The 13195-nt window shown below is 59.9% G+C and carries 12 protein-coding genes; 6 read left to right on the plus strand and 6 right to left on the minus strand.

The genetic code is table 11. The annotated features are described in order from the left end of the window. The first annotated feature begins 144 nt into the window (after positions 1-144). Entirely contained in the window at positions 145-1371 is a 1227-nt protein-coding gene (locus BLR72_RS09600) for an aminotransferase-like domain-containing protein (RefSeq protein WP_091947749.1), read from the plus strand. On the opposite strand, the gene BLR72_RS09605 is transcribed toward BLR72_RS09600, so the two are convergent. Genes BLR72_RS09605 through htpX form a run of 3 tightly spaced genes read right to left on the minus strand, consistent with a single transcriptional unit; the run spans position 1368 to position 5485 of the window. After that, positions 1368-3071 carry a heparinase II/III family protein gene (locus tag BLR72_RS09605; RefSeq protein WP_091947752.1) on the minus strand — a complete coding sequence of 568 codons (1704 nt, stop codon included), beginning with the start codon at positions 3069-3071 and terminating at the stop codon, positions 1368-1370. The genes BLR72_RS09600 and BLR72_RS09605 overlap by 4 nt on opposite strands. A 60-nt stretch (positions 3072-3131) precedes the next feature. Then, a complete protein-coding gene (locus tag BLR72_RS09610) occupies positions 3132-4514 on the minus strand; it encodes an RsmB/NOP family class I SAM-dependent RNA methyltransferase (RefSeq protein ID WP_091947755.1) in 1383 nt (460 codons plus the stop codon). After that, positions 4511-5485, minus strand: a complete 975-nt coding sequence (gene htpX / locus BLR72_RS09615) for a zinc metalloprotease HtpX (RefSeq protein WP_091947758.1) — start codon at positions 5483-5485, stop codon at positions 4511-4513. Before htpX ends, BLR72_RS09610 begins: the two co-directional genes overlap by 4 nt. A gap of 124 nt (positions 5486-5609) precedes the next feature. Here htpX and BLR72_RS09620 point away from each other — a divergent pair, with 124 nt between their 5' ends. Continuing rightward, positions 5610-5843: a DUF1674 domain-containing protein gene (locus tag BLR72_RS09620; RefSeq protein ID WP_091948617.1), complete on the plus strand. Its 234-nt coding sequence runs from the start codon at positions 5610-5612 to the stop codon at positions 5841-5843. Here BLR72_RS09620 and BLR72_RS09625 read toward each other — a convergent pair. After that, a complete protein-coding gene (locus BLR72_RS09625; protein WP_244506667.1) occupies positions 5840-7240 on the minus strand; it encodes an MATE family efflux transporter in 1401 nt (466 codons plus the stop codon). The two genes, BLR72_RS09620 and BLR72_RS09625, sit on opposite strands and share 4 nt — an antisense overlap. Before the next feature lie 185 nt (positions 7241-7425). On the opposite strand from BLR72_RS09625, the gene BLR72_RS09630 reads away from it, so the two are divergent. The 3 genes from BLR72_RS09630 to BLR72_RS09640 all read left to right on the plus strand — a co-directional run bounded on the left by BLR72_RS09630 (position 7426) and on the right by BLR72_RS09640 (position 9634). After that, positions 7426-7722, plus strand: a complete 297-nt coding sequence (locus BLR72_RS09630; protein ID WP_091947762.1) for a type II toxin-antitoxin system RelE/ParE family toxin — start codon at positions 7426-7428, stop codon at positions 7720-7722. Next, positions 7722-8018 (plus strand): addiction module antidote protein, encoded by a 297-nt coding sequence (locus BLR72_RS09635; protein WP_091947765.1) that lies wholly within the window; start codon positions 7722-7724, stop codon positions 8016-8018. Before BLR72_RS09630 ends, BLR72_RS09635 begins: the two co-directional genes overlap by 1 nt. Positions 8019-8368: 350 nt before the next feature. Then, positions 8369-9634 (plus strand): SAM-dependent methyltransferase, encoded by a 1266-nt coding sequence (locus BLR72_RS09640; RefSeq protein WP_091947768.1) that lies wholly within the window; start codon positions 8369-8371, stop codon positions 9632-9634. A gap of 35 nt (positions 9635-9669) precedes the next feature. Here BLR72_RS09640 and acs read toward each other — a convergent pair whose 3' ends face one another. Beyond that, positions 9670-11622, minus strand: coding sequence for an acetate--CoA ligase (gene acs, locus BLR72_RS09645; RefSeq protein WP_027231073.1), 1953 nt, complete (start codon positions 11620-11622; stop codon positions 9670-9672). Positions 11623-11915: 293 nt separating this feature from the next. Between acs and BLR72_RS09650 the strand changes: the two genes are divergently transcribed. After that, the gene (locus BLR72_RS09650; RefSeq protein ID WP_091947770.1) at positions 11916-12452 is read left to right on the plus strand and encodes a YcbK family protein; all 537 of its coding nucleotides are present in this window, start codon (positions 11916-11918) and stop codon (positions 12450-12452) included. Here BLR72_RS09650 and BLR72_RS09655 read toward each other — a convergent pair whose 3' ends face one another. Further along, a complete protein-coding gene (locus BLR72_RS09655) occupies positions 12453-13115 on the minus strand; it encodes a YggS family pyridoxal phosphate-dependent enzyme (RefSeq protein WP_091947773.1) in 663 nt (220 codons plus the stop codon). Between the last annotated feature and the right edge of the window lie 80 nt (positions 13116-13195).

Genomic DNA, 13195 nt, shown 5'->3' on the forward strand with positions numbered 1-13195 from the left:
ATGCCGGGCTTGCTGCGAAATTAGGTCAGATACATTGACATATCTCGCTTGATGGCGTCATATCCGCCGGGCTTATGCGACGTTCGAGGAGGAGTTTCCGGACGGTGGGCGCACAAGCACGAGAGACAATCAAGCGAGTAGAAAATGAGCAACTGGGAAGCCAGATACGCAACGCGTGCAAACCGGATGCGCGCTTCGGAAATCCGTGAACTCCTGAAACTGCTCGATCAGCCGGACATCATTTCCTTTGCCGGTGGTATTCCGGATCCGGCCTTGTTCCCGACCGAGGCCTTTCGCAAAGCCTATGAGCGTGCGCTTGCCGACGGCCAGGCCGGCCCGGCGCTGCAATATTCGGTCAGCGAAGGCTATGCGCCCTTGCGCGAGTGGATCGCGACGCGCCTCGCGGCGCTCGGCATCGTCTGCGACATCGATAACATCGTCATCACATCGGGATCGCAGCAGGCCCTGGACTATCTCGGCAAGCTCTTCCTTTCGCCGTCCGATACCGCTTTGGTGACGAGCCCCACCTATCTCGGTGCGCTGCAGGCATTCAATGCATATGAACCCCAGTATGATCAATTGACGCCCGAGTTGGGCAATATGACGCCTGCGGGTTACCAGGACACGGCGGCTCGCAATGGCGGACGCCCGAAATTCGCCTATATCAACCCGGATTTCTCCAATCCCGCCGGCGAAACCCTGGATCGCGCCGGTCGCGAACGCCTGCTCGATCTTGCCGACGAACTCGACATTCCCATCATCGAAGACGCCGCCTATCAGGGGCTCCGCTATGACGGTGAGCCGGTTCCGCCGATCCTCGCGCTCGACATTGCGCGCAAGGGCGATATCGATGCAACGCGCACGATCTATTGCGGAACGTTCTCGAAGACGCTGTCGCCCGGATTGCGGCTCGGTTTCGTCTGTGCAGCAAAGCCGGTCATACGCAAACTCGTTCTGATGAAGCAAGCGGCGGACCTCCACAGCCCTACCATCAACCAGATGGCGATGTATCATGCGGCCGTCGATATTTACGACGCGCAGATCGAGCGCCTGCGCGCCACCTATGGCGCGCGCCGCGATCACGTCCTGACGGCGCTTGAAAAATATATGCCGGAAGGCGTGTCATGGACCAAGCCTGAAGGCGGCATGTTCATCTGGGTCACCTTGCCGGAAGGGATTGACGGGGCAAAGCTCCTTGCCCGTTCGATCGAAACCGAGCGTGTTGCCTTTGTGCCAGGCCAGGCGTTCCACGCCGACGGCAGCGGGGCAAATACCATTCGCCTGAGCTTCTCGCTCGCGTCCGAAGAGGTTGCCGATATCGGTATTGCCCGTCTTGGACGCCTCATTCGCCAGGTGATGGCGGAGCACTAAACGCCGAGGCTTGTGCGGGTGAACTGCCACTCGACTTCGGACCGCTGGGCGGCACTGAAGGACAATGTGATCTGGCGGGTCCTGACGGGCCCGCGGAACCCGGCAAAGAACAGTGAATCCTCGACGAAGGGCTGCACCGTTGCCGAGAACATCCAGATATCGTCGTTTTCCGCCTGAAGAATGATCAGGCCATTATCGTCCACAGAGACGTGGACGGCGGGATGCAAGTGAAAACGCACGACGACATTTTCGGCGCCAGTATCACGCAGCGGATTGCGACCGGCGGCAAAGAAGCTGTCGATGCCTTCGATGACGCTGCCATTGTGCGACAATACGATTTGGCGTTCGTGATAGATGCCGAACGGTCGAACGTAGCCATTGTGGTTGGCAACGAAGCCGACGGCGCCTTCCCGCTCTATACGCTCGATATTCACCCTGGTGGGCCCGGCAATGATCGGCGTTCCGATCATGTTCGAGAGTCCGGAGGTATTGCTGAAGCGGCAGGAGGACGTGTCGTTGAGCGTTGCCGTCGAATGAGCGGCGGTCGAGCGGGCGAGCGGCCGAAATTCGGGCGGGCCATAGCGATCGACGCCGGCATTGACGATATAGCGGTTGCGGCCCGATGACATCTCGAAGGACAAGCAGCCGGCGTGGGCATCGCGCGAGGCAGTGACCGGCGGAGCGAGGCCGGTGTCGGCAATGATCGTTGTCGAATCCATGGAAAGGCGCTCATAGCCCGAATGCGGCGCGTGAATGAGCGGTAGGCCGCCGATATCGTCATGGCGGAGCACGGCGATGACCCGTTCCGGCATGGTGGCGCCGACCCCGTTGAACAGGGCAAGGCTGCCGTCATGATGGCGAAAAAAACGCAGCGCCGGCAGCATCCGCTCGATGGCTTCGATCAGCGCTTTGGGCGGCGCCTCCTGGCCGCTGGCATAGGTCTGGCGCAGCGGCAGAAGGTCTGCGAGCAGTTCGAGAATAATAAGGGGATTGCGCGAGATATGGCCGCCATCGGGGAGAATCTGGCGGGTGAGTTCATATTCGAGGTTGCGACGGGCCGACCGGCTGGTGCTCGACGCCACCGGCAGGGCGAGCGCGGCAAGTGCGAGTGCGATGCGGGCGCGCAGCTTCTCTTCGCCGTCATCCATCACCGCCGCCATCGTCCGCAAGTAGCGAACCTGGACGGCGAGCGAGCGCATGAATTGGCGATAGGCGCGCAGGTCTGCGCCTGCCAGAATGAGGCTCGAATGCTGCAGCCAGGCGATGATGCGCTGTGCCGTGACCTCCGGCACCCATGCCGGCCCTGCGACGGAGCGGCCATGCGTAGTGATCCAGTCGCTGAGGAGGGCGCGGGCGTTGGCGGTGGCAAGGTCCGTGCCTGCCGCGCGCAGATGGCGGAGCCAGCCGAAATTGTGCAGAGCCGCCTGCCAGGCGGCATTGGGTGGCTCGACCAGGAACGGTGAGCGGCCGCCGGTCTCGACGACCTTGCCGGCCAAGGCAAAGCGACCATGGTAAAACTCTTCGGCAATTTGCGGATCGGCCGGGCGCAGATCTTGCGGGGCAATAAGCACGCGCTCGGGCGTAAAGCCGGTAAAGCGCCAGCGGTAGAGCGGGCCCATTCGCACGCGCCTGCGGAAACGGCGCCACAATTGCGCCGTCGCTAGTCCCCACAATTGCGGTGTTTCGCTGAGCGCGACCATATTGTTTTTGCTTCGAATCGTCGACGACAGCCTAAACTATCCGGTCAAACAGTTAAAATTTTAGTATTTGCGCCGGAAACGAGCCGCAAAGAAGCCATCCATGCCGGACAGCGCCCCATCGTCATTGGGAAGATCTGCGGGCGTAGAGCGCACAAAACCTTCTTTCGTGATGAGGTCTGCGAGGCCACCGATCTCTTCGGCGACGACAGGAACGAGTTCGATGGCGGGGTTCTTGGCAATCAATTGCCTTGCGACCGTTTCGCCTTCCGAGGGGTCGAGAGAGCAGTTGGAAAACACGATAGTCCCGCCGGGCCGAACGAGGGTGACGGCGTGGTCAAGCAGCTTGGCCTGAAGCGCGGCGAGTTTGGCGATCTCTTCGGGACTTTTAGTCCACGGAACGTCGGGATGGCGTCGTACCGTCCCCGTCGAGGAGCACGGTGCGTCGAGCAGGACAGCATCGAAGGGCTCGGCCGGTTCATAGGCCGCAAGATTTGCTTCGACGGTGTCGGCAGTGAAATGCAGGCGCTCGAGATTGGCGCGTAGCCGCTTCAGGCGATTGGCGGACAGATCGAGCGCGGTCACGTTGGCACCAGCCAAAGCAAGCTGTGCGGTCTTGCCGCCGGGCGCGGCGCAAAGATCGGCAACACGTTTTCCGGTAATGTCGCCAAAGAGCTTTGCCGGAAGGCTCGCCGCCGTATCCTGCACCCACCACTCCCCCTCGGCAAAGCCCGGAAGGCTGGTCAGGGCGCCTTCAATGTTGGCAAGCCGAACCGAGCCCGTTGGCAGGGCTAGACCGCCAAGACGCTCGGCCCACACTTGTGGGTCGCCCTTGACCGTCAGATCGACGGCTGGCTCCTTTGCCTGGATTTCAAGGATGGCGCCTGCCTTTTCCTTGCCAAAGGCGGCAATGAGACTTGCCTCGAACCATGAAGGAACATTGACTGCGGCCCGATTGGCGAACGTCTCCTTTTCCCGCGACAGGCGCCGCAGGACGGCATTCACCATCGACGCAAAGCGCCGGTTGCGGGGGTCGCCGTTCGCCGCTGTCACGGCAAGATCGACGGCGGCGCGATCGGGCAGGTCGAGATAAAGGATTTGTGCCGCCGCCACGTGCAAAAGATGCTTTAGGGCTACCGCATTTTCCGGCAGCGGCCGGTCGATCATCTGGCTGATAGCTGCTTCGATCGCGCCGCGATTGCGCAGCGCAGCCCCGAGAATGGCGCGCACCAGTGAGCGGTCACGGTCGTCGAGCGCCATATATTGGGGATGCCCGTTACTGTTGTCGGTAAGGCCGTCGAGCGACGTATGCTTCTCGATGACAGCCCCCAGCAGACGTGTTGCGCATTGACGCGCGGCGAGGCCAGGCCTGTCCTCCCCGTCAAAAGATTCCGTAACTTGCTGTTTTCTGGAGAAATTCCGTTTGGCTGCCCATTCCGCGCTCATGCCCAAGGGCCTTTGCGGCTTGCGCCATTGCGGCCCCACGGCGTCGGACGGTCGTCTCGCGGTTCCTCATCGTCGAGCGGCTGTTCGACACCGCGCGCCGATTTCGCGGGCGCCTCGGTCCGGGTGAATTCCGAGGCCATGGCCTCCAGCGCCGCAATGCGATTTTCGGTGTTTGGATGCGTGGAAAACAGATTGTCAGTGCCACGACCGCTCAAGGGATTGATGATAAAAAGCGGTGCCGAGGCTGGGTTTCGCTCCGCATCCTCGTTGACAATCTGCTTGGCGCCGCGCGCGATCTTGTTGAGGGCAGATGCGAGCCAAAGCGGATTGCCGCAGATCTGTGCGCCGCGCCGGTCGGCCGCGTATTCCCGTGTCCGGCTGATCGCCATCTGCACGATCATTGCGGCAAAGGGCGCGACGATCATGGCGATCAAAATGCCAATGAAACCGAGCGGGTTATTATTCTCGCGGTTGCCGCCGCCGAAGAACAGGGCGAAATTGCCGAGCATCGAAATGGCACCGGCGAGTGTCGCGGTAATGGTCATCGTCAGCGTATCGCGGTGCTCGACGTGGGCAAGCTCGTGCGCCATCACCGCCGCGACCTCCTGCGGCGACAATCGCTGCAAGAGACCGGTACTGGCGGCGACAGCCGCATTGTGCGGGTTGCGCCCGGTGGCAAAGGCGTTGGGCTGGTCCGCCTCGATGAGATAAACTTTCGGCATGGGCAGGTTGGCGCGCGCCGCAAGATCGCGGACAATGCCGTAATATTCGGGCGCGGTGCGCTCATCGACCTCGACGGCGTGGTGCATCCGCAGCACCATCTTGTCTGAATTCCAGTAGCTGAAAAGGTTCATGCCGGCCGCCATCACGAGCGCGATCATCATGCCGCCGGAGCCGCCGATGAGATAGCCAACGGCCATGAACAGGGCGGTCATGAAGGCAAGCAGCATTGCAGTGCGCATGATGTTCATGGTTGCATTCCTCCCCTCGGAAATGAAGCGTTAGAGTCCATGGCTGGCAAGGTCATTCCTTTTGTTCGCCATCTTCCGCTATATGATGGTGCTTTATACAGCAAGCTTCAATGACGAGTGTCACATGACGGACGAAGAGACAGCAAAAACGCCGCACGCCGACAATGACGATAAGCGCCGGCATCCCGCCTTTGACCAGCTGCCGCCGGCGGCCCAGCGCGCCCTCAAGGAAGCGGAAGCGCGCCGGCAGGCGGAAAAGGATGCCGCCGAGAAACCGCGCGAAATCGGCGGACGGGGCGGCAAGGATCCTGCCCGCTACGGCGATTGGGAAATCAAGGGCCGCACGATCGACTTCTAGTGGCGGATAACTTCAATTCCAAGTTGTTCACGCCGGAGCCAACGGCTGAGCAACAGAATTGCTGCGGCGGCAAGACCGCAGACGAGCCCGAGCCAAATGCCGGCGCCCTTCATGTCCAGCCAGAAGCCAAAGGCGATTGAGAGCGGCAGGCCTATGCCCCAATAGGCAATGGCCGCATAGATCATCGGTACTGTGGTGTCATGCAGGCCACGCAACATGCCGCTCGCGACCGCCTGGCCGCCGTCGAAAATCTGGAAGAGCGCGGCGAACGCCAGGAACGAGACGGCGAGCGATATGACCTCGGCGTTTGATGGGTCGTGCAGATCGATGAAGGCGCTGATAAGCTGGTATGGCGCAAACAGCATCAGCATCGCGGTGAGCACCATGAAGCCGGTTCCGCCGATGAAGGCGACCCAGCCGGCGCGCCTGATTCCGTCACCATCCTGTGCCCCGTAGGCCCGGCCCACGCGGACCGTTGCCGCCTGGCCAAAGCCCATCGGCACCATGAATGCAATGGCGGCAATCTGGATGGCAATCGCATGCGCCGCAAGGTAATCCGCGCCGAGAATTCCCATCAGGAAAGCCGCTGCATTGAAGATCGTAACTTCAAAGCTCATGATCGCGGCGATCGGCAGGCCAAGGCGGAGAAGTTCGCCATAGCGTGGCCAGTCGGCACGCCAGAAGCGACCGAACAGATGGTAACGGCGGAACTGGCGATCGCGCATGATGATGACGACGAGGCCGATGAACATCATCAGCGACGACAGGGAGGTCGCGATGCCCGAACCGACGATCCCAAGCTTGGGGAATCCCAGATGTCCGAAGATCAGGCACCAATTGGCAAGGGCATTGAAGCCGACGCAGAAGAGGGCAACGAACAGCGCCCAGCCGGGACGTTCGAGCGCCGCGATAAAGGACCGCAATACGATATAGCCGTAGAACGGCAGGACCGCCCATTGCAGCGAGCGAACGTAGGCTTCGGCGGTATCGGCAAGGGCCGGATTTTGCCCCATAGCAATGAGAATCGGTCCGGTGTGCCACAACGCGAACCAAATCGGAATCGATATGGTGACGGCGAGCCAAAGGCCCTGCCGCACGGTGCGGCGAACCTCGCGCACCGAGAAGCGATTGCGGCCGAGTTCCTTTGCCATCATCGGCGAGGTGGCAAGCATCAGCCCGAGACCGAAGATCATCGGCATATAGTAGAGGTTGGTGCCGAGGGCGCCGGCTGCGAGCGTATCCGCGCCGACCCAGCCCATCATCATGACGTCGGTTGCCGTCATCGCTGTTTGCGCGAGATTGGTCAGAATCATCGGCCAGCTCAACGCCAGCATCGCAATAATTTCTTCACGCCACGCGCGCCGGGACGCGGCGTTTTGGGCTAGGGCAACCGACATGTCTTGGTCTTTCAGAGGAATTTGCCTCGCATTGAGGCAGGATGCACCGATTTCAGGCAAATTCTTGGTATCATCAAATTTCGGCAAGAGCAAAGGGCACCTGCAACCTGGCATTGGTGGTTGGCTTCGCTTCCGGAAGCTATTGTTGAGCATATTGACATTTGTAATTTAAAAACTACATTTTCATGATAGAAATCACGCAGACAGAAATCTTCCGCAAGTGGCGCTTAAACCTGCAAGACCCTCGCGCCCGCGCGCACATCGCATCGCGGCTTGATCGATTGGCTTTCGGCCATACCGGGGACGCGAACTCCGTTGGCTCGGGCGTTAGTGAACTGCGCATACATCACGGACCGGGCTATCGCATCTACTTCCAGCGGCGTGGCGAGGTCCTGATAGTGCTGCTCTGTGGAGGCGATAAAAGTAGCCAGGCGAAAGATATTCGTGTCGCTCGACGACTGGCGACAGAATGGAGCGAATGATGGCAGAGAAACTGACAAGCTACGATCCGGCCGAGGATCTTGTCACACCAGAAGCCATGGCAATCTTCTTGACCGAAGCCTTCGCGACCGGCGACGCCAGCTATATCGCTCACGCGCTTGGAGTGATTGCACGGGCGCAGGGGATGACAAAGATTGCCGCAGAGACTGGATTGTCCCGCGAGCAGCTGTATCGCTCGTTCAGCGAGGAGGGGAATCCGACGCTGAAAACAACGCTCGCCGTAATGAAGGCTTTGGACATCGAGCTTACCGCCCGTGTTAGAATCCCATCAGCTTAAACGGAAAGGGCCACCCCGAAGGGTGGCCCCGCAATTCCGTCTGGCACAAAGCTGTCTTTGGCCTTTCCCGGCTTTCGCCGGGCGCTTATTCAACGGAGAGACAATCCCCGATGGAAAGCATCAGACGCCTTTTGTGGCAGATTGCGAAATCACGAGACATCGGATCACCTCCTTTTCATTCGTTGAACACAATTGGAGAATGGGGTGTCATGACCCACGTTTCAAGAGAAAAAAGCAAGGCCATGTGTGCATGGGTTGCAAAGAGGCTCAGGCAGTCATAAGCCAAGCAGACTGAATGAAGCAACGCACGCGACGCGCAACTTGCTGCGCCCCGTGCCCGGGGGCAGAGAATGGCAGCTGAAGACAAGGCGGCGCGGATCATCCGCACGGTGGTCGACGTCATCGAACCGCAATTTGCGATAGAACTTTGGGACGGAACCCGCATCGGTGATTTTGATGGCCCTATACTTGCCATCAATGATCCTATGGCCGTGCGCCAGATCGCTCTCAAACCCAATATCGGCTCTGTCGTCGAGTTGTGGGTGTCGGGCCAGATCGACATCAGGAACGGCACGCTGTTCGATCTCGTCGAGCGCGGTCCCAAGGGAAAGTTCAAGCACCGGCTGAAAAGCCTGCCAAAGTGGCAGCTCTTGAAGGATGTGCCTTCGCTTTTGCTGAGCGGAGCAAAAGGCGGCAGTTCCGGGCTTGGCGGCAAGAATCCTTACGTCAGCGGGTCCAACAAGGAAGCGATTACCCACCACTACGACGTGTCGAACGCCTTCTATCAGCTCTTTCTCGATGAGCGCATGGTCTATACCTGCGCCTATTTCACCGACTGGGCCAATAGCATCGACCAGGCGCAGGTTGACAAGCTCGAATTGATCTGCCGCAAGCTGCGCCTCAAGCCCGGCGATCGCCTGCTCGACATAGGCTGCGGCTGGGGGGCCATGCTGATTTATGCGGCAAAGAATTATGGCGTGACCGGCACGGGCGTATCTTTGTCGGAGGCGCAGACGGCCCTTGCCCGCGAGCGGATCAAGGCGGAAGGCCTTGAGGACAAGATCACGATTCACGTGAAATCCTATGAGCATCTCGAGGGGCAGTTCGACAAGATTTCCTCGATCGGCATGTTCGAGGCGGTGGGCATTGCCCACTACGACACCTATTTTTCCAGCGTGCACCGATTACTGAGGCCGGGTGGCCTTTATCTCCACCACGCGATCACACGGCGCATGAAGCGCAACAAGAAGACCTTCGGGCGCAAGAGCGCCGAACACCTCGCCCTGGTCAAATACATCTTCCCGGGCGGCGAACTCGACCATCTCGGCATGACGGTCGAGAACCTCGAAGGCTACGGTTTCGAGGTCCACGACGTCGAGAATCTGCGTGAGCATTATGGCCGCACTTGCCGCATGTGGGCCGACCGTCTCCATGCGCGCTTCGATGAGGCGATCGCGGAAGTCGGCGCTGCCAAAGCGCGGTTGTGGCTGCTGTACCTCACCGGCTGCGCCCTTGCGTTCGAGCGTGGCACCGTACAGATCAATCAGACGCTGGCGTCACGCCGCAAGCGCGGAATCTCTGCCGTGCCGCAGACACGCGCCGACCTCTACCGCTGAAGGAGGGTGTCCCCCCTTAGGGGAAGACACTATTTTCAGCCCTTGCGGTTTTGGCGATTGGCGATCAGGTCATCAACGACGGCCGGGTCGGCAAGCGTTGAGGTGTCGCCGAGCGCGCCAAAATCATCTTCTGCGATCTTGCGCAGGATGCGGCGCATGATCTTGCCGGAACGGGTCTTCGGCAGGCCCGGCGCAAACTGTATCTTGTCTGGCGTGGCGATCGGGCCGATCTCCTTGCGCACATGCTTGACCAGCTCGGCGCGCAAATCGTCGCTACCCTCGAGTCCGGACATCAGCGTTACATAGCAATATATGCCTTGGCCTTTGAGGTCGTGCGGATAGCCGACCACGGCCGCTTCCGAGACCGTATCATGGGAGACAAGCGCGGACTCTACCTCGGCCGTTCCCATGCGGTGTCCCGAGACGTTGAGAACGTCATCGACGCGACCGGTGATCCAGTAATAGCCGTCCTTGTCACGCCGGCAGCCGTCGCCGGTAAAGTACTTGCCCTTATAGGTGGAGAAATAGGTTTCGATGAAGCGCTTGTGATCGCCGTAGACCGTGCGCATCTGCCCCGGCCACGAATCGGTGATGCAGAGGTTGCCATCGGCCGCGCCTTCGAGCACGTCACCCTCATTATCGACCAGTTGCGGTTGCACGCCAAAGAACGGCCTTGTGGCCGAGCCCGGCTTGAGCGGCGTTGCGCCGGGCAGCGGCGTGATGAGGATGCCGCCGGTTTCCGTCTGCCACCAGGTATCGACGACAGGACTGCGCTTGTCGCCCACCACCTGATAATACCATTCCCAGGCTTCCGGATTGATCGGCTCTCCAACCGAGCCGAGGATGCGCAGCGATTTGCGCGATGTCTTCTTGACCGGTTCGTCACCGGCGCTCATCAGCGCGCGGATAGCGGTGGGGGCGGTGTAGAAGATGTTGACCTTGTGCTTGTCGATGACTTCCCAGAACCGCGATACCGAAGGGTAGTTGGGCACGCCCTCGAACATCAGCGTCGTCGCGCCGTTGGCGAGCGGGCCGTAGACAATGTAGGAATGGCCGGTTACCCAGCCCACATCGGCGGTGCACCAGTAGATGTCGCCGTCATGGTAGTCGAAGACATATTCGTGCGTCATCGAGGCATAGACCAGGTAGCCGCCGGTCGTGTGCAGCACGCCCTTGGGCTTGCCGGTCGAGCCAGAGGTGTAAAGGATGAAAAGCGGATCCTCAGCCTTCATCTTTTCAGGTTTGCATTCCGCCTTAACGCTGGCAATCTCATCGTGATACCAGAGGTCGCGATTGCTGGCCCAGCCGGTCTTGCCGCCGGTCCGGCGTACGACGAGTACGTTCTTCACCATGACGTGGTGGCGCGCCGCAATGTCGATCGCCTTATCGGTATTTTCCTTAAGAGGCACCGGCTTGCCGCCGCGCATGCCCTCATCGGCCGTGATCACGAATGTGGATTCGCAGTCGACGATACGGCCCGCGAGCGCATCGGGGGAGAAGCCGCCGAAGACGACGGAGTGGATCGCGCCGATGCGCGCGCAGGCAAGCATCGCATAGGACGCTTCCGGGATCATCGGCATGTAGATCGTCACCCGGTCGCCCTTCTTGACGCCGTGCTTCTTCAGGACATTGGCGAGGCGGCAGACCTGCTCGTAAAGCTCATTATAGGTGATCTTCTTGTCGAGATAGGGATTGTCGCCTTCCCAGATGATCGCGACCTGATCACCGCGCTTTTTGAGGTGACGGTCGATGCAGTTATAGGAAACGTTGGTAACGCCATCCTCGAACCATTTGATCGAAACCTTGCCCTCGAACGAGGTGTTCTTGACCTTGGTGAAGGGCTTGAACCAGTCGATGCGCTTTCCGTGCTTGGCCCAGAACTTTTCGGGGTCCTTGATGCTCTGCTTGTACCAGCTGAGATAGGTATCATTGTCGATGAGCGCGTTTTTCTTCGCGCTTGCCAGCACCGGATAAACCTTCTCGGACATCAATTTCCTCCAGAATCTTAAATATCGGGCCTCCACCCGGATACCTCCCCGGGCGGGAGGCGCACAGGTTCATTACCACCAAGCAAATCAATGCGTAAATATCCGAATTGGCCCTGAGGGCATGGCGTTCGGTCGCATTCTGCAGCGGCCAATATCGATCTCGGTGGCGTTTTATCGCGAAATCGGTCCATTTTGACCACATTTCGGCTTATAGGGTCGCTGCCTTGACCTGGGAGGACAAACTAACGGCGCTGAAGAAATGTTATTTCCGGCGCCGCACCAAGGATCGAGGAATGCGAATAACTGTCTTGCGCAGCGTTGCGTCACGCGCAAAATTCACATGGTTCACCCTAGCCGCTTTTAGCCTTGCCATTCCGGCAGGCGCCGGCACGCTCCCCGCGCCATCCAATCCGCAGGACCGTATCGGCGCAAAGCTTTTCGGCGAGGAGCATGCGCATCTGCTCAAGGATTCGGTATTCGACAAGATCAGTCCGCTGGTATTGGCGGCCATGCCGCGCGGCAAGGCCTATATAGACTACAAGGCGCCGTCGAAATGCGTTCCCGAAAGGCTGAAGAACGTGCTGAGCCGCGTTTCCGCCAAGTATGGGCCGATCACGGTAAACTCGACCGTGCGCACACGCACGCGCAACAATCGCGTTGGCGGCAAGGACCAATCCTACCACCTGAGCTGCCAGGCGGTGGATTTCCGGGTCCACGGCGGCTCGTCCGGCCTCATGAGTCATCTGTCGTCCAGCGGTGACGTCGGCGGGTTGAAACGCTATCCGGCCGGCTATTATCACATCGATACCGGACCGCGCCGCAGCTGGTAATTACCGAGTTCCGAAAATCGCGGAACCGACTCTGACTGATGTCGCGCCGAAGCCGATGGCGAGCTCGTAGTCACCGGACATGCCCATGGAAAGCTTGTCGACTCCGGCCTGCCGGGCGATCTTTTCAAGCAGGGCAAAGTGCGGGCCGGGATTCTCATCGGCCGGCGGAATGCACATCAGGCCCTCGATCTGGAGGCCGCGAACTTCGCGGCAATGCTTGACAAACGCTACCGCCTCTTTTGGATCTATGCCCGCCTTCTGCGGTTCAGAACCGGTGTTCACCTGGACATAGAGGCGAGGAAACCGGTTTTGCTTTTGCATTTCCTTGGCAAGGGCATCGGCGATCTTTTCGCGGTCGACCGTCTCGATCACATCGAAAAGCGCCACTGCCTGCTCGGCCTTGTTGGATTGGAGCGGCCCGATGAGGTGGAGTTCGATATCCGGAAATTCACCGCGCAGGACCGACCACTTCGCTTGCGCCTCCTGGACGCGGTTTTCGCCAAAGACGCGCTGGCCGGATTCGAGCACGGGACGAATCGCTTCCTCGCCGAAGGTTTTCGACACGGCGACAAGCGTGACGGCGCCTTCCGGGCGACCCGCTTCCGCTTCAGCCTTGTGAATAGCGTCCCTGACGGCAAAAAGTTGATCGACGGCATTGGGCATTGGCTGGTTCAGTCCTATTTATCGCCTGACGGCCCGATTTCACGGGCTCCTTCAGCTTCAAGTGGTTGACGGTCCCACCA

The sequence above is a fragment of the Phyllobacterium sp. YR620 genome (assembly GCF_900104165.1).
Taxonomy (GTDB): Bacteria; Pseudomonadota; Alphaproteobacteria; order Rhizobiales; family Rhizobiaceae; genus Phyllobacterium; species Phyllobacterium pellucidum.